22 protein-coding genes and 1 riboswitch are annotated in these 21,236 nt (G+C 37.4%); of the genes, 7 read left to right on the top strand and 15 right to left on the bottom strand.

All coding sequences use genetic code 11. The features are described from left to right. Positions 1-125 precede the first annotated feature (125 nt). From NAG76_13535 to NAG76_13525, 3 genes are all read right to left on the bottom strand, one after another. Positions 126-716, bottom strand: coding sequence for an ATP-binding protein (locus tag NAG76_13535; GenBank protein ID URN92864.1), 591 nt, complete (start codon positions 714-716; stop codon positions 126-128). A 178-nt stretch (positions 717-894) separates the two neighbouring features. Further along, positions 895-1,230, bottom strand: coding sequence for a hypothetical protein (locus tag NAG76_13530; protein ID URN92863.1), 336 nt, complete (start codon positions 1,228-1,230; stop codon positions 895-897). A 92-nt stretch (positions 1,231-1,322) separates the two neighbouring features. Beyond that, entirely contained in the window at positions 1,323-1,883 is a 561-nt protein-coding gene (locus NAG76_13525; protein ID URN92862.1) for a TetR/AcrR family transcriptional regulator, read from the bottom strand. Between the two features lie 202 nt (positions 1,884-2,085). On the opposite strand from NAG76_13525, the gene NAG76_13520 reads away from it, so the two are divergent. Continuing rightward, entirely contained in the window at positions 2,086-3,009 is a 924-nt protein-coding gene (locus NAG76_13520; GenBank protein URN96840.1) for a DsbA family protein, read from the top strand. A 5-nt stretch (positions 3,010-3,014) separates the two neighbouring features. Beyond that, positions 3,015-3,320: a monooxygenase gene (locus NAG76_13515; GenBank protein ID URN92861.1), complete on the top strand. Its 306-nt coding sequence runs from the start codon at positions 3,015-3,017 to the stop codon at positions 3,318-3,320. A gap of 141 nt (positions 3,321-3,461) precedes the next feature. On the opposite strand, the gene NAG76_13510 is transcribed toward NAG76_13515, so the two are convergent. Then, positions 3,462-5,066 (bottom strand): FGGY-family carbohydrate kinase, encoded by a 1,605-nt coding sequence (locus NAG76_13510; GenBank protein URN92860.1) that lies wholly within the window; start codon positions 5,064-5,066, stop codon positions 3,462-3,464. A 345-nt stretch (positions 5,067-5,411) separates the two neighbouring features. Continuing rightward, positions 5,412-6,863 (bottom strand): amino acid permease, encoded by a 1,452-nt coding sequence (locus NAG76_13505; protein URN92859.1) that lies wholly within the window; start codon positions 6,861-6,863, stop codon positions 5,412-5,414. Positions 6,864-7,015: 152 nt separating this feature from the next. After that, positions 7,016-7,203, bottom strand: a riboswitch (Lysine riboswitch). Positions 7,204-7,432: 229 nt separating this feature from the next. Between NAG76_13505 and asnB the strand changes: the two genes are divergently transcribed. Further along, positions 7,433-9,277: an asparagine synthase (glutamine-hydrolyzing) gene (gene asnB / locus NAG76_13500; GenBank protein ID URN96839.1), complete on the top strand. Its 1,845-nt coding sequence runs from the start codon at positions 7,433-7,435 to the stop codon at positions 9,275-9,277. A 71-nt stretch (positions 9,278-9,348) separates the two neighbouring features. Here the strand turns inward: asnB and NAG76_13495 are convergent, their stop codons facing one another. The 5 genes from NAG76_13495 to NAG76_13475 all read right to left on the bottom strand — a co-directional run bounded on the left by NAG76_13495 (position 9,349) and on the right by NAG76_13475 (position 12,953). Further along, positions 9,349-9,999 (bottom strand): XTP/dITP diphosphatase, encoded by a 651-nt coding sequence (locus tag NAG76_13495; protein ID URN92858.1) that lies wholly within the window; start codon positions 9,997-9,999, stop codon positions 9,349-9,351. Further along, positions 10,000-10,740: a ribonuclease PH gene (gene rph / locus NAG76_13490; GenBank protein URN92857.1), complete on the bottom strand. Its 741-nt coding sequence runs from the start codon at positions 10,738-10,740 to the stop codon at positions 10,000-10,002. Positions 10,741-11,244: 504 nt separating this feature from the next. After that, entirely contained in the window at positions 11,245-11,517 is a 273-nt protein-coding gene (locus NAG76_13485) for a hypothetical protein (protein ID URN92856.1), read from the bottom strand. Positions 11,518-11,531: 14 nt separating this feature from the next. Further along, a complete protein-coding gene (locus NAG76_13480) occupies positions 11,532-11,717 on the bottom strand; it encodes a hypothetical protein (GenBank protein URN92855.1) in 186 nt (61 codons plus the stop codon). A 183-nt stretch (positions 11,718-11,900) separates the two neighbouring features. After that, a complete protein-coding gene (locus NAG76_13475) occupies positions 11,901-12,953 on the bottom strand; it encodes a GerMN domain-containing protein (GenBank protein ID URN92854.1) in 1,053 nt (350 codons plus the stop codon). A gap of 244 nt (positions 12,954-13,197) precedes the next feature. Here NAG76_13475 and NAG76_13470 point away from each other — a divergent pair, with 244 nt between their 5' ends. Then, entirely contained in the window at positions 13,198-13,737 is a 540-nt protein-coding gene (locus NAG76_13470; GenBank protein ID URN92853.1) for a phosphatidylglycerophosphatase A, read from the top strand. Between the two features lie 148 nt (positions 13,738-13,885). On the opposite strand, the gene NAG76_13465 is transcribed toward NAG76_13470, so the two are convergent. After that, positions 13,886-14,887 carry an MBL fold metallo-hydrolase gene (locus NAG76_13465; protein URN92852.1) on the bottom strand — a complete coding sequence of 334 codons (1,002 nt, stop codon included), beginning with the start codon at positions 14,885-14,887 and terminating at the stop codon, positions 13,886-13,888. A 120-nt stretch (positions 14,888-15,007) separates the two neighbouring features. Between NAG76_13465 and NAG76_13460 the strand changes: the two genes are divergently transcribed. From NAG76_13460 to NAG76_13450, 3 genes are read left to right on the top strand one after another with little or no spacing between them, the layout of a single operon-like run. Next, positions 15,008-16,345: a spore germination protein gene (locus NAG76_13460; protein URN92851.1), complete on the top strand. Its 1,338-nt coding sequence runs from the start codon at positions 15,008-15,010 to the stop codon at positions 16,343-16,345. Further along, positions 16,342-17,460, top strand: coding sequence for a spore germination protein (locus NAG76_13455; protein URN92850.1), 1,119 nt, complete (start codon positions 16,342-16,344; stop codon positions 17,458-17,460). Before NAG76_13460 ends, NAG76_13455 begins: the two co-directional genes overlap by 4 nt. After that, positions 17,438-18,535: a Ger(x)C family spore germination protein gene (locus NAG76_13450; GenBank protein ID URN92849.1), complete on the top strand. Its 1,098-nt coding sequence runs from the start codon at positions 17,438-17,440 to the stop codon at positions 18,533-18,535. Before NAG76_13455 ends, NAG76_13450 begins: the two co-directional genes overlap by 23 nt. 20 nt (positions 18,536-18,555) lie before the next feature. On the opposite strand, the gene fni is transcribed toward NAG76_13450, so the two are convergent. The 4 genes from fni to NAG76_13430 form a co-directional block, all read right to left on the bottom strand. Beyond that, the gene (gene fni / locus NAG76_13445) at positions 18,556-19,638 is read right to left on the bottom strand and encodes a type 2 isopentenyl-diphosphate Delta-isomerase (protein ID URN92848.1); all 1,083 of its coding nucleotides are present in this window, start codon (positions 19,636-19,638) and stop codon (positions 18,556-18,558) included. Positions 19,639-19,758: 120 nt separating this feature from the next. Further along, entirely contained in the window at positions 19,759-20,271 is a 513-nt protein-coding gene (locus NAG76_13440; protein ID URN92847.1) for a hypothetical protein, read from the bottom strand. A 384-nt stretch (positions 20,272-20,655) separates the two neighbouring features. Next, a complete protein-coding gene (locus tag NAG76_13435) occupies positions 20,656-20,811 on the bottom strand; it encodes a hypothetical protein (protein URN92846.1) in 156 nt (51 codons plus the stop codon). Next, on the bottom strand, positions 20,808-21,044 hold the full coding sequence (locus tag NAG76_13430; GenBank protein ID URN92845.1) for a hypothetical protein: 237 nt from the start codon (positions 21,042-21,044) through the stop codon (positions 20,808-20,810). The genes NAG76_13435 and NAG76_13430 overlap by 4 nt, the downstream gene beginning before the upstream one ends. Positions 21,045-21,236: the final 192 nt, after the last annotated feature.

Raw genomic sequence — 21,236 nt, 5'->3', positions numbered from 1 at the left:
AGTAATAATAGTACCCTAGCAAAAATGTTCGGTGGAAATAAACAGTACCCTATAGGATAGACTTTATCTTGTCTACTCTAAAGGGTACTGTATTAAATGCGCTATAGCTTTGTCGTGTGTATCATTCAATCATTCATTACAAAATCAATAACTTGTTGCTGTTTTTCTAATGTCAATTCTCCACTGTTATCGAATATTAATATCGATTGTTGTGGAATTTTCCAGTTAATTTCCGGTACAAAATTAACTCGTTGTTCAAAGGCACTCCAGTTATCTAACTTCCAACGATCACGTTCTGTCTGACGATCAACAATCCGATGATGTTGAAGCTCAATATCAGCAAGCGTAACGACGATAACTTTTACATCTACTTGCTCTTTGGTCAATCCTGCTGCTACGATAACATCCTCAATCCATTGCTCGTTACGAAGTTCTGCTGTAAATGGTGATATCATAAAAACGTTTTGTCCTGCAGCTAAATTTTCGATACAAATATCTTTTGTTGTATCATATTCAAGATCACGCAGATTCTCTTTATAAAACTGAGAATCGCGATCATTAATATCAAAACCTTTCATTGCAAGAAAAGCTTCTACAAAACGACCACCTACTGTGTCGCGATCAAGAAATGCTGCTGGTAGATGTTTACTTAAAATTTTTGCTACTGTTGTTTTTCCTGTGCCTGCTACCCCTACGAAGAAAACTAATTTTTGCAAGATGATATCCTCCATTTTGTTGTGAAAACATGATATTCTTAATCTCTCACAAATTATAGAAAATTGTCAACTGCAATACTAAGTAATCGATATATTAATTAACATTGATGTCTCATAATATCGTCATATTAGTTAACTAGACATGCTCGTCTATGTACACTCTCACCAACTTTTTGAATTACAATATGCGCATTTGTTCAATATGCCGTCTCGTCTCATCAGTGCCTAACTTGTACAATTCCTTATACAGTTGCTTCAGACGATAATCATGCTCATCATTTACCATGCTCATGTCTGGGCTATTATTGCGCAATTGGAAGAACATCGTTTCAAGTGTCCATTCATCACTATCATCCACTTCTAGAAACTGCTCAATGATTCGATCATACTCTTTAGTATTTGCTGTAATAACTAGATGGTAATCAGCAATGTCTGGTTGTTCGTAAAGCTGTTTTGATTGTACATTTACATAATAGACCTTACGAATGTCTTCTGTAGAACCATTCTCGTTCATATCGTTAATTATCCTCCATCATCGTATGGTATAAAAGCTTATCGTTAGCTTCTCATACGGACAGACATTTTATTCCTACTAAATCATTTCCCTTATATTCTATCGATTCCGGTCCGTATATAAGGAATCGCTAATTTGATAAATTCATCCGGAGGTGTCTTCTGATTATCTCTTTTCCATTCTACTGAAGCCCCGTAAATTCCCCAACTCAATAGTGTAGCTGTAAGTTTTAGAGCTTCATCCTTTTCGGTATTATGTTGCTTTAATAACATTTTATGAAAAATAATTTCGAGCTGTTCTTTAATAATTCGGGCAATAGTATCTTCGTAACCTCTATGACAGCGACTAGACAATGACTTTTGGAAATTTGTGATTGATTCAAAAATATTAACAAAGACTTCTTCATTTAGTTCATCATTTTGATAGTAATCATAATTCAAATTAACTAACAATACTTCTGACAGTACCTTTTCCAATAAGTCATATATATCTTCAAAATGATAATAAAAAGTTGCACGATTAATCATGGCTTCTGTAGTTATATCCTTTATAGTAATATCCTTAAATTCTTTTTTTCCTGAAAGTTCAATGAAAGAATCCATAATTAATTTGCGGGTACGTATAACTCGGGGGTCCGTCTTTAATTCGGTCATTATGTTAACCTCCTACTTTTTAAACAAGTTCTTAAATATGTTGTATAAACGACAAATTCGCTGAACTATTGGTGTTGATGATTTGTATTATGATTTAAAATTCAATTGTAAGCAAATAAATTGAAAAGTAAAGGGAATATAAGCTATTTTGTTACACAATTGAGATAGAAATGAGGAAAATATATTGTCGAACAATAATAATATGGTTTGTGATTTACAAACAGGTACATGCGGAGTATCTGGAGATGAAGATATGGAAGTAATAGATTTTAATCAACCCTCAAAAGCGGTTAATCTCTATTATGTGACCGATCCTATTTGTTCTCATTGCTGGGCACTTGAACCTGTTCTTCGTCGTTTTGTAGAGCAGTATGGTGAGTATTTTAACTTTCATACGGTCATGGGTGGTTTACTGGAAAAATGGCATGAAGGGCCCATTGATCCTGCAAACGGAATTAATAAACCAGCTGACGTGGCTCCTCACTGGAGAGAAGTAGGAGAATATTCAAGAATGCCAATTGATGGCACTCTAATGCTTGATAATCCAGTGCAATCTTCCTATCCACCATCTCGTGTATTTAAGGTCATTCAAAAAAATCATAACGATACAATAGCAGCACAATATTTGCGCCGTTCAAGAGAAGCATTGTTCGCATTTAATCAAAATATTTCAGAAAAATCCGTTATGATTGACATCGTAAATAAACTCGGTCTTGATGGTGAAGCTATTATTATGGAAGCTGAACAACAGGTCGGTCTTCAATTGTTGAATGAAGATTTTGATCAAGTTAGAAGCTTGGGCGTCAGAGGCTTCCCAACCATTATTATGACCAATGCGGAGAACAAAGGCGTAAAAATTGTCGGTGCCCGTCCGTTGGAGTATTATATTGATGGTTTGAAAAAAGTTCTAAATCTCGAAGATTTGCAAACTAATCCACTACCTTCTCTTTCTAACTTACTTGAGAGAGAAAAACTTCTTTTCTCCAAAGAAATTGAAGTACTGTATGATGTTGAACCATTAAATATTAAATCATTTATTGAACAAGAACTTTCAAAAGAGCGTTATCAAGTGAACGAAATTTTAGGGGAATTGTATTTAACTACTACTATAAACAATGGAGAGTGACCATTATGTCATATGTATTACAAGTGGATTTTAAAATGAACGGACCTTTCGGTGATGAAATGGCAGAGGCGTTTTCTGATTTAGCAAAGAGTATTAACGAAGAAGATGGATTCATGTGGAAAATCTGGACAGAAAGTTCTGAAAGAAAAGAAGCCGGTGGCATTTATTTGTTCGAAACAAAAGAAACAGCTGAAAAATATAACGTTATGCACACAAGCAGATTAGCTAGTTTTGGTATAACAGATATCAATGCAAAAATCTTTGCCATTAATTCCAAACTTACTGAAATCAATAGAGGGCTTGTAAAGTAAATAAAACAAACACATCTTATATCCGCAATTTGTCTAGGAAGTCCTATTCCTTAGTTAGCTACTCTTTCTATTCTAAAAATAAAGGCCCGAGCGTAGAATACGTTCGGGCCTTTATTTTGCGGGAATATGACTATTAAAATGCTAATTTTCTACAAAATGATCTACCGCTGCCTGCTCAATTGCCAGTCCTTCCGTATATCGTTCCATAAACAAGGAAAAACCATTCACATCTTCGCTGTTAGGATAAACCTCTTGCCCTTCTTTATCATTGAACACTTTAGTGGTAAGGTAATCGGCCAATGTTTCGTGCTGCTCCTTACTTATCATATACGATGCCAAAATTGCCATCCCCCATGCTCCTCCCTCACCAGCCGTAGACATGACTGAAACAGGAACATTCAATGCCGCGGCGCACATTTTTTGTGCAACTAGCGGCGTTTTGAACAATCCACCATGCGCCAAAATACGGTCAATCTTTACATTCTCCTTCTGTGTCAAAATATCCATCCCAAGCCTCAGTGCAGCAAATGCTGCAAACAGATGTACTCTCATAAAGTTTGCCAAATTAAAGCGGCTTTCGGGAGAACGAACGAACAGCGGACGCCCCTTTGTAATCCCGGTAAGGTTCTCGCCTGAATAGTAGCCGTAGCTAAGCAAGCCGCCACCATCAGCATCTGCTTCCAGCGCTTTATTGAACAGGACGCTGAATAACTGGTTCATATCGGGTTTCAGCCCCATTGCTTCATAAAATTCACGAAACAAGCTCAGCCATGCATTAATATCGCTGGAGCAGTTGTTAGCAAGAACCATACCGACAGGGCTGCCATCAGGTGTAGTAACGATATCAATCTCAGGGTATATAGTGGATAAATCCTCCTCCAATACAAACATGGCAAAAATCGATGTACCTACGGAAATGTTGCCAGTACGCTGTTTTACACTATTCGTAGCGACCATGCCTGTTCCTGCATCGCCTTCTGGAGGACATAGCGGAATACCTGCTTGCAGGTTGCCTGATGGGTCTAATACCCGAGCGCCAGCTTCAGTGAGATAACCAGCATTCTCACCTGAAGCATAAACTTTAGGTAATATATTTTTAAGGCTCCACCGATAGCCTTTATCGGCTATTAATTTGGTAAACTGCTTGATCATATCTTCATTATATTGCTGAGCAGATTTATCGATTGGAAACATACCGGAGGCATCTCCTAAACCAAGAGACTTGCTTCCAGTCAACAGCCAATGAATGTAACCCGACAAAGTAGTAATATAGTCTATGTTTGCGACATGCTCTTCATCATTCAATATCGCTTGGTATAAATGCGCTATGCTCCAACGCTCTGGAATTTTAAACTGGAATATCTCTGTTAGCTCTGATGCAGCAACACCTGTTGTAGCATTGCGCCATGTGCGGAATGGGACCAAGAGCTCCCCTGCTTGATCAAGAGCAATATACCCCTGCATCATGGCAGAACATCCAATTGATCCGATTTTTTGTAATGTTACACCATAGTTACTCTCGACTTCTTGCTTTAATTGGCGATAAGCTTCTTGTAATCCGTAAATCACTTCATTGAGATCATAGGTCCAATATCCGTTAAGTAATTGATTTTCCCACTCATAGCTGCTGGAACCAATTGTTTCAAAATTGCAATCAATTAATACAACCTTGATTCGTGTCGATCCAAACTCAATGCCAAGCGAGGTTTCTCCCCTGATGATCGCTTGTTTAATAGTTTGCTCCATGATGGCGAAACTCCTCTCTGAATTTGAAATAAATCTCGTGCCATATTATTACCATTTGATGTGCTTGCGATATGTAGATGGTTTAACAATCTCTTTATTTATTTGATACCATAAATTTAATGATCTTACAATATTTAACTCATAATGATATATAACATGATTGTACCTCTTCAGATTTTGGTGTATTTTCTCGTCTTGACTATCAGTTGGCCTCGAGAACGGACAGACAACTGTTATTTGTAGGTTATGTATTATCTGATATTATCATCGATATACACTTAAATCTTAAAAAAAGGTGAATCCTTCTTTTAGAAAGATTCACCTTTGCTCGTTCGTCCCATCATTCTAGTCAAATTTACAATCTTTGAGAGAAATGACTTTGGTCTTGTACACAAATTTGTAGCCTAGCCATACAATTAAGAATAACGGAATACCGATATAAGAAACAATTACGCCATACCAATCGATCGTTTCTCCAATGAAAGCTTTAAAGTTCTGGCCGATAATAACGACTATGCATAATGCAAAGGCAAAGAGTGGACCTAACGGGAACCACTTGGCTTTATAAGGAAGTTCACTTAAATCCCGACCTTGAGCAACGAATGCCCTACGGAAACGGTAATGACTAATTGCGATTCCAAGCCATGTAATAAATCCACACATGCCAGAAGCATTCAGTAGCCATAAATACACAACCCCATCACCGAAGAAGGAAGCTAGGAACGCAAGCATCCCGATTGCACAAGTGACTAGCAGCGCATTAATAGGGATACCGCGTTTGTTTAATTTCTCTAGAAATTTAGGTGCTTTGCCCTCTTTGGCAAGTCCCCATAGTACACGTGTAGATGCATACATCCCCGAGTTACCAGCAGACAGCACTGAAGTCAAAATGACGGCATTCATAATAGCAGCCGCGAAGGCGAATCCCGCTTTTTCAAAAACAAGGGTGAACGGGCTAACTGCAATATTCTCAATACCAGCTTGCATTAAGCTCGGATGTGTAAAAGGAATCAACATGCCAATTACAAAGATTGCAAAAATATAAAAAAGCAGAATACGCCAGAAGATTTGTTTAATGGCCTTCGGTACGTTCTCACGTGGGTTCTCACTTTCACCGGCTGCAATGCCGACAAGCTCTGTTCCTTGGAACGAATAACCCGCTGCCATAAAGATACCAAGAAACGCTAGAAAACCACCATGGAACGGTCCACCGTCTAGTGTAAAATTACTGAAGCCAGTTGGCTTCGAGCCGCCCATTATACCAAATATCATAAGTACACCAACAATCAAGAAGATAATGACAACGGCAATTTTAATCAATGCAAACCAGTATTCCGATTCACCATATCCTTTGACAGACAGTAAATTCAAACCGAAAATAATGGCAAGGAACAGGATGCTCCACAGATAAGAAGGACTATCAGGAAACCAATATTTAATAATAAGAGTTGCTGCAGCAAGCTCAGAGGCAATCGTAATCGCCCAGTTAAACCAGAAATTCCATCCAAGGGCGAATCCCAAAGAAGGATCCACAAAGCGGCTCGCATATGTGCTAAAAGATCCCGATTCTGGCATATAGGTTGCGAGTTCTCCCAAACTAGTCATCAGGAAGTACACCATAATTCCCACCGCTATATAAGCGAGAAGAGCCCCCCCAGGACCAGCTTCTGCTATTGCACTACCACTAGCAAGGAACAAGCCTGTACCAATGGAGCCTCCAAGTGCAATCATCGTGAGGTGACGAGCCTTGAGCCCGCGTTTCAACTGCTGTGACTCAGTCGAATTTTTTGATGCCATTAAAAACACTCCTTAATCATGATGTCGATCCATTGTTGTGGAGTGGGAAACAAGAAGAAACGGTGACTCTGTCATTCAGAATATTCGTTTCTTATGGTAACAAAAAAACGCCCACAGAGGTGAACGTTTTATATCATTCCCATCTCATCTTCTTTGAAGATAGCTCATCACAAATTACTTTTCATAAATTTGTGACAGTTCTGCACCTTTCGGCAACAGTCCCAGCCCAATTGCCCAGAGCAGCAATCAAACTTCGGCGGTTGTTCCTTTCAACAGCTTCAATGACGTTCTCTGCGTCTCCACTGATTTACTTCTAACAACCGCGACCTCTACCTCATCGTTTGATCGGATGAGGGTTGTATTCAATTTAATTAACTATAACATTATAGCGAACATTGAAAGGGTAAACAATGGTATAAAAAGTATATTATAATCTTCAACCGCTCCACTACCCCACAATTCCTACAGTTATAGGCTTTTCCGTCTTATTGGACAGACATTTTATTTCTATTTGCACATATACGTTATAGTACGTGAGGTTAGTGTGAAGATAGAGAGGAATGAAGCCTATGTGTGGTATGACAGGATGGATAGACTGGCAGAACAACTTACTGCATAGCAGTGAAACACTTGAAGCAATGACAGATACTCTCACACCAAGAGGACCAGATGCCGCTGGAACTTGGTTATCTGTTCATTGTGCATTCGGACATCGACGACTTGCAGTAATGGATCCAAGTAACGGTGCTCAGCCTATGGTGCGATATCGTGACAATGATCAATTTGTCATCGTATATAATGGTGAAATATACAATGCACAAGAGCTTACCGAACAATTACTTTCCTATGGCTGGCGATTTACAACAACATGCGATACTGAAGTATTGTTAACAGCGTATATGCATTGGGGCAAGGATTGCTTGGAACATTTGAACGGTATATTTGCATTTGCTGTGTGGGATGTTCAGCAAGAAGAATTGTTTCTGGCTAGAGATAGACTTGGTGTAAAACCGTTATTTTTCGCGGATCAAGGCTCTCGCTTTATTTTTGGCTCTGAATTAAAAGCATTACTAACGCATCCCGAAGTAAAGCCGGAAGTAAGCCGTGAAGGATTAGCAGAAATATTTATCGTAGGACCGGCTCGAACACCTGGTCATGGCGTATACGAAGGAATATCCGAACTTAAAGCAGGACAATGTATGACGATTAATAAGTCTGGTTCGAGGTTGCAAACCTACTGGAAACTTGAAAGCAGAGAGCATGAACACACTATGGAACAAACGATAGATCATGTACAAGAGTTATTACTAGATACTATGAACCGGCAAATGATAAGCGATGTACCTATTTGCACTTTGTTATCAGGCGGTCTAGATTCAAGTGCTTTAACCGCAATGGCAGTACAATTTTATCGTGATAAGGACGCCAGTCCTCTTCATACGTACTCTGTTGATTTTGTCGACAATGATAAACATTTCAAAGCACATTCATTCCAACCTAATAGTGACACCCCATTTATCGAACTCATGACCTCTCACCTATCTACTGTTCATCATTATGTTCAGTTTGATACTCCTGATCTTATCTCCGCATTGCATGACGCTACGATCGCAAGAGACTTACCGGGTATGGCTGATGTCGACTCTTCACTATTACTATTTTGTCGCGAAATTAAAAAGAACGCCACGGTTGCCATTTCTGGTGAAGCAGCTGATGAAATTTTTGGAGGCTATCCATGGTTTCATAAAGAAGAAACGTTACATGCGAGACAATTCCCTTGGTCATTGGCAACTGAATTCCGCAGTAATATTATTTCACCTGAACTAAGTGATTGGATTAAGCCGCAGCAGTATGCCGCACAAAGATTTGAAGAAGCAACTTATGAAGTTCCTCACTTGCATGGCGAAAATGATCATCTACGGGCAGTCAGACAAATGTCATATATGAATATCTCTAGATTTATGCCAACATTGTTAGATCGTAAAGATCGGATGAGTATGGCAGCAGGACTTGAAGTGAGAGTCCCTTTCTGTGATCATCGCTTGGTTGATTATGTATTTAATATTCCATGGGATTTCAAAACATCGGGAGATCGTGAAAAAGGAATCTTACGTAAATCATTGCGTGGTATATTGCCTGAAGAGATTATTACTAGGAAGAAAAGCCCTTATCCTAAGACGCATAATCCTGCTTATTTAACGGCAGTTACAGGATTAATGAACGATATTATGAATGACGATACTTCACCAATATTGAAACTCATTAATAAAGACACTATTAATAAGTTATTGAAATCCGATCAATCTGCTTCACTTGTACCTTGGTTTGGACAATTAATGTCTGGTCCGCAACTCTATGCTTATCTATATCAAATAAATGTGTGGTTAAAGGAAAACAAAGTCAGTATAGTGTAAAAAAATAAGGATGAATGCATCATTACAGAAGTGTACTGTAAGATAATTCATCCTTATTTACATATTGTTAGTTATTGAATACTAAACATTGTATGAAGTTGTGGCATCAATTGCTTCAATGCTTCACCTCTATGACTGATCTTGCCTTTTTCCTCTTTGCTTAACTGAGCCATGCTACATTCTAACTCTGGAACGTAGAAGTGAGGATCATAACCAAATCCACCATCACCATGAGGGGTATCTGTAATAATACCAGCTGCAAGCCCTTCGGCTACAACGAATTGCTCCGTATCTGGAAAATACAATGCTAAAGCGCAACGAAACTGTGCATGACTTAATAAGTTAGAACCATCTGCAAGTGGATCAAGATTTACCTTCGAATCCAATTGCTTAAGTTGTTGAATAAGCTTTGCATTGTTACTTGCATCCGTCGCACCTTCCCCAGAATAACGTGCAGAGTAAACTCCTGGCGCACCATCTAATGCATCTACAGAAAGACCTGAGTCATCAGCTAGCACCGGTACTCCAATCGCGTCTCCAGTAACTTTTGCTTTTATCTTCGCATTAGCGATAAACGTATCTCCATCTTCGACAATGTCGGGAATAGACGGATAATCAAATAAGCTTTTCACTTCAATGCCTAATTTGGCAAAAGCATGTGCAAATTCTTTCACCTTACCTTCATTTTTCGTCGCAATGACGATTGTCGTAATGGCGCTCATCTACTCACCTCTAATTTTATCAGCAGCAGCACCAATGGCTTCTTTCTGCTTTTCGATTAGACTTTCAATGCCTACTTCTGCTAATGCTAACAATTCATTAAGCTCAAGTCTTGTGAAAGGAGCTTCTTCACCTGTACCTTGAACTTCTACGAATTTACCACTGCCAGTCATAACAACATTCATATCTACTTTTGCTTTTGAATCTTCTTCATAGTTCAAGTCAAGCATCGGAATTTCATTAATAACGCCAACACTTACTGAAGCAAGAAAATCATTAATCGGATAAACAGCAAAGTTATGCTGTTTCGCTAGATGTTCAATTGCTAAGCAAAGGGCAACAAAAGCACCCGTAATTGATGTTGTTCTCGTACCACCATCAGCTTGAAGTACATCACAATCTAATGTAATTGTACGTTCGCCTAATGCCTGTAAATTAACAACAGAACGAAGTGCTCGTCCGATTAGACGTTGAATTTCCATCGTACGTCCTGTTAATTTACCACGATTCGCTTCACGATGATTTCTCGTATTCGTTGCTCTTGGAAGCATTGAGTATTCTGCTGTTACCCAGCCTTTGCCTTGACCTTTCATAAATGGCGGTACGCGCTCTTCAACGGATGCTGTACAAAGCACCTTAGTATCACCAAATTGAATTAGTACTGAACCTTCAGCATGTTTGTTAACATTTGTTGTTATTGTAACGGGCCGAAGCTCATTAGGCTGACGACTGTCATTTCTCATATTAATATGCCTCCTAAACTTTTTGTTGCTTCTTGGGTAGCCTCTATATGACAAAAAGTCACTTCGGAAGCATAGACTAAAACTTTTCATTTTCTCCCGTAATACATCTCATAGTTGAAAAGTATTGGATAAGAAAATTCTATCTAATTGTAATATATTTATGTACAACCTTACTTATTGTAACAAAGCACATATGTAAATGCACCAGTAAATTGTATCTAGCTATTCATACTTGCCTACTATTCGCTGCCTTAACCTACTCCCTCAAACAATCTTAACAGACATTAATTCAATGACTTAGCCTGTTTTACTGCAATTAGCACACGTCTGAGGCTATGTTAACCATTACCCTCAAAACCGAAACCCTTATTATGTATCCAATAATTAACAAGGTTTTAATAAGCCAAAAAGAATATGGTGCAAAGAAAGAAGCTAATCTCACGTCGATTGACAGTAGATTAGCTTCTTTCAATTATTGTTTAATGTTGTTATTACTTGATGAAACTACTGTAGCTCGATATATTGCTCCCTAACAGTAGCAGATAATTGTTGTAAACCATCTTTGTCTATGAGTCGCTTAGCATCTTTCAGAGCACTAACTGGTAGTTCACCTTTATTCACTTTAATAATTAGATCTGACATTTGTTCAAATTCGTGCACACTTATTAAATCCTTATGCGAAGTTGATGGAGCACTTGAAGTTTGTGTGTAGATTATAGCTGTCCCTGTTACAATAATACTCATCGAAACCGTAGCAATGATAAGTTTCTTTTTCAAACGATATACACCTCTCAATTAGAAAATAGTCCTGACGATATTATGATAGAGAATACAATATAGCCCAGCATAAGTGCACCCCAACCTGTATTGTTCGCAGTATTCTCATCACCTTTTTTAATTTTTTTGGCTAATGATACAACATTAACAAAAAACATAATTGCAACTATTGGTGTTATGAACACAATAATAAAAGCCATTCATAATGCCCCCTAATAAATAGTTCTTAAAGTTAACAACATCTCATCATTATATCTTATTAATTTTACATATAAAGAAAAAATTGTAAATAAATAAAAATCCTCTCTATATCATAATGTATTATCCACAATTTCTCATGGAATAATGACAGTATGTTCAATAGAGAGGATTTCACGAGCAAATTACATTTTCAAAGCATTCACATTCATTGGAATACTTACTGGAGTACTATAAGAATTATTGTTTTCATCGAAAATATTTATGTCGCCATTCATTCGCACTTGAACGGATGCTACTCCAGTGTTTTCAGCAACAGACAGAATAACTGCTTGTAACAATTGAGAAGGTACGAATAATCCTGGTTCATAAGCATCATCTTGTAGATCAATATGAACAACACCATCATATTCCTCGATTGAAGTTACTTCTACATCTGGAAGAATTACTGAAGTTAACGTTTTCGTATTTTGTGGACCTTCAATAAGTTGTTCAATCGCTGCTACCGCTTGAGAATCTTCACGGTTAATCATACGCGTAACTGGAACAAAATACTGCTCGCCATTAACAGTTTCTCCTGAGAAGTAGATTGTTACTGGCGATGCTTGTGAGTAATTCACACCTTCAGCGATTTCGATGTTAATTCCGATAGAACGATCGATTACATTCGCAAGTGGATATTGTGCGATAGGCATTTCACCTAGTGCTTCACCGTTAACTTGAATCGTAACACCTTCTACACCTTCAAGAGATGTTAGCGTCCAAGTAATTGCCTCGACAATGGCACGCTCGTCTACAGCGTTATAATCCACAAATGGTTCAGAGAAGTTAACTGTAGCGATACCTGTCTCTGCATTCAATTCATAGGACAACACTTCAGTACCTTGTGGAACTAATGCACGAAAATCTACTGGTAAAGCCGTTGAGTAAACACCTTGGTCTACCATTACTTCAAGTAACTTGATACCTACAACTTCGTCTTCAGCTAATGCCATTGGTAGTGAGATTGGAGCAAGGTAACCATTCTTATCTTGCAAATACACCGTGTATTGTGTTGCTCCCTCAACATCACTGAACCAACTGCTTGTCTGTTCGTCTTGACCTTCGATAACTTCTGTCTGTGGAGGATCTATCGCCTCAGACGCAGATTTCGAGAATAACCCACATCCTGTAACTAACATCGGTACCACCATCAAACTTACTAGCGCTGTTGAACGCAACCATTTTTTCATTTCCATTGTATAAATCCTCCCCTATTTTCATCAAAAACTTTGTACAACTTGTCTTTTGTAGTAATATGTATACGAGCCCTTCCAATTTTTAGACCAATATTGTCCAAAAAAACATTTGCTGATCAAGTATTTTTCTTTAAAGTGAGGTCAATCCATTAATAAACGAAAGTTTTAGCTAATGCTTCCGAAGTATTTTTCTGTACCCGGAAGTTAATATGTTAGGCACAGAAAAATTTAAGGAGGTTTTGATATGTCACACACAGGTAAATATAGTTTGAATAGCAATGCTGTTGCACAAGCGACATATAAACTATTAGAAGAACGTGGGGTAACAACAACCCATATCGCTGAGCTTGTTCATTTTCTCCAAAAAGATTATTCAACTGATCTTAAAGTAGAAGATTGTATCGTTCATGTTGAAGCAGTGCTTTCCAAACGTGAAGTTCAAAATGCTATCTTAACGGGAATTCAATTAGACATTCTTGCTGAACAAGGTCAATTAATTGCTCCTCTTCAAGAAATGATTGAAAACGACGAAGGTCTATATGGTTGTGATGAGATATTAGCCTTATCTATTGTGAATGTATATGGAAGTATTGGATTCACTAACTTCGGCTATGTGGATAAATTAAAACCTGGAATTCTGATGAAGCTTAATGAAAAAAATGATAAAGATATACATACTTTCCTTGATGATATCGTTGGGGCGATTGCAGCTTCTGCAGCTAGTCGCTATGCTCATCGTAGGCAAGCTGAGCGTGAAGGTGTTACAACTCCTCCGCTAGACTAATGCTCTATAACTAATGAAAGCACCTAATATAACTCGTATAAAAAGAAAAAAGCAAGGGAATATTCCCTTGCTTTTTGTCGTTATGGCGCATATAAATTGGATTTCACTTTATATACAGCATATGATTTCGAAGTTTTATTGGATAGAATTACTTATCGAATATTGCTCTCGTAAATATTATTCCTCCATCTTTCCGCATAGATTTGATGCGACCTTGTCGAACCAACTCTTCCAAATGAGCAATAATTTCAGTAAGCGCAAAACGTATATTATGAGCATTCAGACGAAGATGAGTGCCAAATATCCACTCACAACAAGAAAAAGCATCTACTTCATGATGTTCTATAACATACTGTTCGATTCTATCAAGACGACGTTCATGATGAGCAATGATTTCATATGCCCGCTTCGAAAAATATTCAAATGGCTCACGATGCCCTGGTAGGGCAAGCTTTACTTCTAGTTCTGCAAGATGACGCAAGTTCATAATAAACTCATCTAGTACGTTTCTGTCTTCACCAGGAATGACACCTACATGTGGCGTAATATGTGGTAATACTTGATCAGCACATATTAAGATTTGCTGTTTAGGTTGGTAGAACATCACTTGCCCATAGGCATGACCTTTTGTTTCTATGATCTCCCATGTGCAATTCCCTATTTCAATAGGATTACCTGCTTTAATATATGTAACATTTGGAAAAGGTTCAACTCTAGATTGGAACTCTTGAAGATTATGTAATATGGCTTGAATAACGTCCACAGGAACGTTATGTCTATGTAGTAGCTCTGACATATTATGCTCATAATCCCCTCTATCCTCACCCCATAAATTAATCGTATATCGATGTGCTTCTTCTGTCATATAGACAGGCGATCCGCTTCGTTGCTGTACAAAACCTGCTAATCCAAAGTGATCAGGATGTTGATGGGTTATGATGATTTGTACACATTGTTCCCACTCTAGCTGTAGTTCTGAAAGAACTTGCTCCCATACGTCAATACTCTCCACTGTTTTTAACCCAGGATCAATAATGGTGTAACCAGATTGTTCGATTATGAGATAACTATTTACCCATTTCAATGAAAATGGGACAGGTACTTTTACTTGAATAATATTTTCAAATTGTCGTTGCCACAACTGTTCCATCTTACTCTCCCCAACCTTCTGCAATAGTCTTGGTCAGTCATATATAATCACGGTCATTTTAGCATAGTTTAGGAAAAATAGCGCATACTACCTTTAATTATTTGGAAAAGGGTGGGTACAATGCTTGAACGATTAAAAGTTATCTTATCACCATCGGAAGACCTCATTCAAAAAGAACTAAAACATCCCATCAACAAACAAACGATTGAACTTGCTTTTTACTTGCCGTTGGTTGATGAAGCGAAAGTTCATAAATTTATTACTGTTCCTTTTTCTAAAAATGAATATCCTATTTCAAGTTTGTTTCAATCTAATTCTAACTTTTATATCGTCGAGGACCCTGCTAGTTGGGTAGATCTAATCTTACGTGGACAAGCTTTGATAGAACATCAAAATGTAATCTACGCATTCGATGCGATGCATTATAAATATAACGACGCACCTGTAACACAAGTTGAAAGCACTATTCGCGGTCCGCAACATTCCATTAGTGAGGATCCGATCATAGCCCTCAATCTAATTCGCAACTCATATATGTCACCAGAACTTACAATTGATCAAACACAAGTAGGTACAATATCGCAGACTAGTCTTTATATTTTATATGACCAAAGAAAAGCAAATCAAGATACATTGAAACTTGTAATGAATAAAATAGAGGCGATTCATTTGGATTTAATTAATTCAACTGGAGAGCTTGAACGATTACTTTCCAGCAAAAAATATCAGTTATTCCCTACATTACTTATGACTGAAAGAGTCGATCGTATTTCGAGAGCATTGTCACTTGGGAAAATTGTGCTTATCCTAAAAGGTTCTCAATACGCGCTTATTTTACCTGTTACATTCTTTGACTTTATCCATGCTGTTGAGGATCACTACGAGTCATTCTGGATGACTAGACTCCTTATTGTGGTGCGGTATATCGCGCTGTTCATTACAGTGTCTTTGCCAGGGCTATATATTGCTGTCTTATCCTATAACCCGGAAATTTTCCGACTTCAACTCGCCTTCTCTCTCGTCGCGAGTCGATCTGTTGTTCCATATCCATCATTCATTGAAGTATTCATTATGCTCGTTATGATTGAAATGCTATTGGAATCAAGTATCCGTATTCCGAGATTTATCGGGCCAGCATCGACAACCGTCGGCGGTCTAATACTTGGTAGTGCTATTCAACAAGCTGGATTAGTGAGTAGTGTAATGATCATTGTAACTTCACTTATGGCCATTAGTAATTTTGTGCTTCCAGTATATTCAATGACATTGGCAGTTAGATTCTTGAAGTATCCGATTATCATTATTGCCATTTTCTTCGGCTTATCTGGCGTATGCGTAGGGTTATACTTCTATATTGTATATTTGTGTAATATGAGAAGTTTTGGTGAGTATTATTTCCGATTACGTGGTAAATTCACTCCGCAAGAAGGAGATATTGGACAGGCAGGTGCAAGATGAATCGATACTTTTTCTACAACTACTTTATTGTTTGCTTTACAAATTTGATGTTACTTATCCCCTACTTTTTGACATCTGATCGATACGGTGGTGCTGTTATTTCGATTGCTCTAAGTCCGATTTTCGGATATATATTTCTATATATGTTCACGTCAAGTTTATCGAAATTTCCAGGTAAAGGTTTACCTGAAATATTCAGCCTTTTCTACCCAAAGTGGATAGTAAACATAGTTATGGTCTATAAAGCAATACTTATTGGTATAGCTGGAGCATTAGTTATTTCTACCTATGCGGTGATCATTACTAGCTTTTTGAACCCTAATGCTAATCAATATGTCATGCTTATGTTACTGTTATTAATTTGTGCTTATGCGGCGACTCGCTCAACCGTCAGTATTGCTTTCATCTTAGAAATATCATTGGTGCTGAGCCTTCCAGTTATCGCTTTCGTTATGTACAAAACAATTAAAAACCCATTGATGGATTGGGACGCTATACATGTCATTGCTAATCATGTTGATCACATGCCAACGTTACTTTCATTTGCTTGTGCCACTTTTGTATTTACGGGCTATTTGAATATGGGTCTTTTCAACCGAATATTACCACCAAATTTCAAATTCAAATACATATGGTTATATCCAATCATTGCGTTTGTCGTATTATTAATTACATTTTTTGTACCGATTGGGATACATGGAACTGAAACGGTAGCTCATTATATTTTTCTATGGAGTGCAACTGCGGATTCCACTCGTATGATGTATGGCTTTATTGAGCGAATGTTATTCGTTTTCCTCATTGTGCTCATCAACCTTTCACTAACGTTTACTATGGTTGGATGGCATATGGTTATTGAATATATTAGAACAATTATTCCGAACAATGTTGTAAATCCTGATGAGAAGAAGGCACCTATTCGAAACTATATTATTGCAGGAAGCATTATTATCATAACATTTGTCATAATGTTAAGGGTTAAGGATGGCCAAATGTTAAAATTCTCATCTTACTTTCTAATATTTAGATTGTTTTCGGAAACATTAACAACAACTTGGATCTTTATTTTAAGTAGGAAAAAGGTGAGAAAGTATGAGAAAGAAGCTGCTTCTTAGTACCATTTTTCTTTATATGATTTGTTTCTTACTTCTCAGTGGATGTGGATTCAAAGATATTGATAAACGCTACTTTGTTGTTGGTACTGGCATTGACTATTCTGGTGATGATGAGAAGCCATTTCGGATAACGATAAAGCTAGCTGTACCCTCGGTCAGCATTGATCCTGGTAATTCAAAAACTCAAATCGAAGCGATAAACAGTGCAACTATTGCTGAAGGTGTGCGAATGCTGAAAGCACAAGTAGATAAAGAGATCGATTTCGGCCATTGCAATGTATTTCTTATCGGTGAAGAGATGGCTAATCGTAATATTCAAGATGTTGTGTATTGGATGTCGAGACGAAGAGATATCCAGAACATCGCAGCCCTTGGCATTGGGTCACCTAGCGCTGAAGGTGTCATTGCCAAGCAACCAACCGTTGAACGTTTCCCAGGCAACTCCTTGAATCTATTTTTCAGTAATGATGCCACTGAATCATCATTTACTTATGTAGAGCTTTTGACCGATCTTTTCCGAAGAGTTAATGAAAAAGGTCTCGATCCCATTCTACCTATAGTTGAAATTCAGAACGATACTACCTATGTTGTAAATCGTGTCGCTTTACTTAATAAAGAAAAAATCAACCTTATTCTAACCCCAGAAGAAACGCAACTATTTAATCAAATATCTGGGCATTTAAAGATTACAAATGTTTTCGGTTCATTCCCAAGTCCGCCTTACGTCGTATCATTAAATAACGTAAAAACTAAATATTCCATATCAAATGAAGAACAGCCTACTGTTATTATGAAGATTAAACAGGCTGTGACTTTTGAAGAAGAACCTGTTAACGAAAAATCTGAAGATCAACATAAAGTGCTTAAGGAGTTACAAAATGCATATTCAGAAAAATGTCAGCAGTTACTTGTAAAAATTCAAGAATCAGGTGTAGATCCTTTAGGTTTTGGGTTACGATACAGAGCTACCTATGATCTAGCGGACTTTGATGAAAATTGGCCGGACATTTACAAGAGGATGATATTCAAAGTTGAGACGAAGATGATAACACAAGGAGCAGGATTGTTACGATAGCACAAAAAAGCATGATCAACTTATTGACGAATAAGTCGATCATGCTTTTTTAATTGTGTTATTGTTTCAGCACCAATACCAAACATCGCTACCTTTAATTCATACTCAATCTTCTCCATATGTTGCAGTAATGACAGTTCTTTCGGGCTCATTAATTGTGGTATTGATAATGACTGATCGTCAATGGACTGAACTGCATACTGAAGTAAAGTTCGCCCAAACCCTGCCACATGTGCACCTAAAGCTATAGCCTTTGCAGCATCAACACCAGTGTGTAACCCACCACTACCGAGAATAAGGCATTCACTTGCCTCGGCAGATACTTCTCTAATGCTATCTGCTGTACTTAAGCCCCAGTCGGCAAAGCTACTTGCCGCTGCATATTGGATTTTCGATGATGTGCGATATCGCTCAACTTGACTCCAAGATGTACCACCTGCTCCAGCTACATCAATAAATTGTACGCCAATATTTTGCAATGCTTTAGCTGTTTCGCCGTCTATTCCCCAGCCCACTTCTTTCACACCAATCGGTATGTCGGTTTCCTTAATAACTGTCTCTAACTTTCGTAATAGATCAGCAAAATTCGTATCTCCTTCAGGTTGAAATACTTCTTGCATACTATTCATATGAAATACTAGCGCATCTGCTTCAGAAAGTTCTACGAGGCGTAGACACTGATCATTTGTAACCCCATAATTCAATTGAACTAAACCAACATTTGCAATAATTGGAATCGTCGGAGCAAATTTTCTCATTTGAAAGCTATATGCAAGTTCCTCATTCTCAATCGCTGCACGCATCGAACCTAGAGCAAGAGACCAACCTCGCTCCTCTGCAGCAATTGCTAACTGTTGATTAATTCTAGAGGCAAGTTCAGTTCCTCCTGTCATCGAACTAATTAATAACGGCGTTGCGACTTTTTTGTTGAATATCATTGTAGGGAGATCAATATCTTGAAAATCTATATTAGGAAGCGGATTGTGTTTGAATCTCCATTGCTCCAGTCCATTACTAATTCCATCTGCTTGTACATCTTCTTGAAGACAGATCGATATATGCTCATCTTTTCTCTTCGATGTCTTAGTATGGTCATTCCCCATGGGATTTCGCCTCCTTTAAAGTTGTCTGATCAGCTTGTTATTTTCTTCACAATCATTACATATAAGCTACACTATACTATATATGAAACGGCTGAAGATTAAAAGGCGTTAACTAACCTATTACCAATCTCCTCTCTCAAATTTTCTAATTTGTTCAAGGTTTTCATCATACATCTCTTCTACATAAACAGAGATAGATTCAACAATTTTGAAATAGGGATCATGATTAATTGAGATACCTTTAATTTGTGGATGCTTATAACATTCTATTCCTGCAGCTACATCACAAAAGAATTCTGGTTCTAGTTCAATAAACTTTGAAAGTGGCATACCTACATAAATTCTATTATTAAAACATCCTTTATACCCATTTAGCACTGTTACTTCAATTAGTTTTCCATTCATAGTATGAAAGACTACATGCACACAATCAGCAATACAAAAAACCATTTGAAATGGTGATCGAAGAAATGCATATTTTCGATCATCCTCACAATATGGATCTAACTTATCGACTGTGTAATATTTTAGTATGTCGTAATAATTTTTGATATGATTTTTCAAAGTGAAAATTCCAATACCTACCCCCGGTAATATTGGACTTATAACATTAACTTCACAATCGTTATTCACTTTCTACCACCTCTTCTTTTATTGACAAAGAATTAGGATAAAGTAATTGACTTAAAAAAAACGACATTATGGCAAGAATAATATATGAGATTGCTCCTAAACGATAAAAGTAGAGACTCTTGCTTTGTATTTCAATGATCACTCCTAATATAAATCCATAACCAATAGTAATAAAGAATGGGGTAATATATGAATAAATGCGATACCTATTCCATTTAAGCAATCTATTACAGTACTTGCATATATACGGACCATACATTTTTCCAAAGTAATAATGCTTAAATGGTATTTTTATTTTACAACCTGGACAATAACAATTAATCATAAACCATTCCCCCTTTCGTCATTTCTAATTACCGAGTCGGCTATGCCCCCACATTATCCTTACTGCACTACTCCTCCAACTGAAATAACATTTCCTTTATTATCTAATTCAATTTCAATTGGTGAAAGCTTAACTACCATTTCAACGAGTTGATTAAGACCATTTTCGCTATAAGGATAATTGTAAAAATCATATTCTTTACCCTGAATGTTCACGATACGATACCAATATCCTTCGATATCGTCCCATATGATATGACCATCATAAAAAACCATTGCTGCCAAAAAACCTCACTTGCAATTTTTTTAATCTCTTTTAGTTGATCCAAAGTAATTGTTGTTTCTTTATGTGTAGCGTCTGCCTGTGTCCACTTATCAACATCATCACTTCCAATCTTACTATGACTCACATATGTGTCTAACTTACCTGATTCAGATACCATTAACATTATTTCATCCCCATGGGCACCATGTCGTTCAAATCTGATTTTGACCACTTCATCATCGTTAAATTTAACTAAAAAATAGACGCAGATACTTAACAAAGTGATTGAAAATATTATAAGCAGAAGCTTTTCATCGTTTCCTCCTATTATTTCAGGGTTAATCGAATTGCCAAATGAAAATCCATTCCAATGTCG

The organism is Candidatus Pristimantibacillus lignocellulolyticus (assembly GCA_023639215.1).
GTDB lineage: Bacteria > Bacillota > Bacilli > Paenibacillales > Paenibacillaceae > Pristimantibacillus > Pristimantibacillus lignocellulolyticus.
This window is presented reverse-complemented; position numbering and strand designations above follow the sequence as displayed.

Excerpts from the sequence above, each read along its gene's own strand:
- NAG76_13480 (URN92855.1), bottom strand. The coding sequence starts at position 11,717 with ATGGCTTTTATTATTGTGTTCATAACACCAATAGTTGCAATTATGTTT.
- NAG76_13530 (URN92863.1), bottom strand. The coding sequence starts at position 1,230 with ATGAACGAGAATGGTTCTACAGAAGACATTCGTAAGGTCTATTATGTA.
- NAG76_13515 (URN92861.1), top strand. The coding sequence starts at position 3,015 with ATGTCATATGTATTACAAGTGGATTTTAAAATGAACGGACCTTTCGGT.
- NAG76_13450 (URN92849.1), top strand. The coding sequence starts at position 17,438 with ATGAGAAAGAAGCTGCTTCTTAGTACCATTTTTCTTTATATGATTTGT.
- NAG76_13465 (URN92852.1), bottom strand. The coding sequence starts at position 14,887 with ATGGAACAGTTGTGGCAACGACAATTTGAAAATATTATTCAAGTAAAA.
- NAG76_13455 (URN92850.1), top strand. The coding sequence starts at position 16,342 with ATGAATCGATACTTTTTCTACAACTACTTTATTGTTTGCTTTACAAAT.
- asnB (URN96839.1), top strand. The coding sequence starts at position 7,433 with ATGTGTGGTATGACAGGATGGATAGACTGGCAGAACAACTTACTGCAT.
- fni (URN92848.1), bottom strand. The coding sequence starts at position 19,638 with ATGGGGAATGACCATACTAAGACATCGAAGAGAAAAGATGAGCATATA.
- NAG76_13505 (URN92859.1), bottom strand. The coding sequence starts at position 6,863 with ATGGCATCAAAAAATTCGACTGAGTCACAGCAGTTGAAACGCGGGCTC.
- rph (URN92857.1), bottom strand. The coding sequence starts at position 10,740 with ATGAGAAATGACAGTCGTCAGCCTAATGAGCTTCGGCCCGTTACAATA.
- NAG76_13520 (URN96840.1), top strand. The coding sequence starts at position 2,086 with ATGGTTTGTGATTTACAAACAGGTACATGCGGAGTATCTGGAGATGAA.
- NAG76_13495 (URN92858.1), bottom strand. The coding sequence starts at position 9,999 with ATGAGCGCCATTACGACAATCGTCATTGCGACGAAAAATGAAGGTAAG.
- NAG76_13460 (URN92851.1), top strand. The coding sequence starts at position 15,008 with ATGCTTGAACGATTAAAAGTTATCTTATCACCATCGGAAGACCTCATT.
- NAG76_13510 (URN92860.1), bottom strand. The coding sequence starts at position 5,066 with ATGGAGCAAACTATTAAACAAGCGATCATCAGGGGAGAAACCTCGCTT.
- NAG76_13525 (URN92862.1), bottom strand. The coding sequence starts at position 1,883 with ATGACCGAATTAAAGACGGACCCCCGAGTTATACGTACCCGCAAATTA.
- NAG76_13430 (URN92845.1), bottom strand. The coding sequence starts at position 21,044 with ATGTTAATGGTATCTGAATCAGGTAAGTTAGACACATATGTGAGTCAT.
- NAG76_13475 (URN92854.1), bottom strand. The coding sequence starts at position 12,953 with ATGGAAATGAAAAAATGGTTGCGTTCAACAGCGCTAGTAAGTTTGATG.
- NAG76_13470 (URN92853.1), top strand. The coding sequence starts at position 13,198 with ATGTCACACACAGGTAAATATAGTTTGAATAGCAATGCTGTTGCACAA.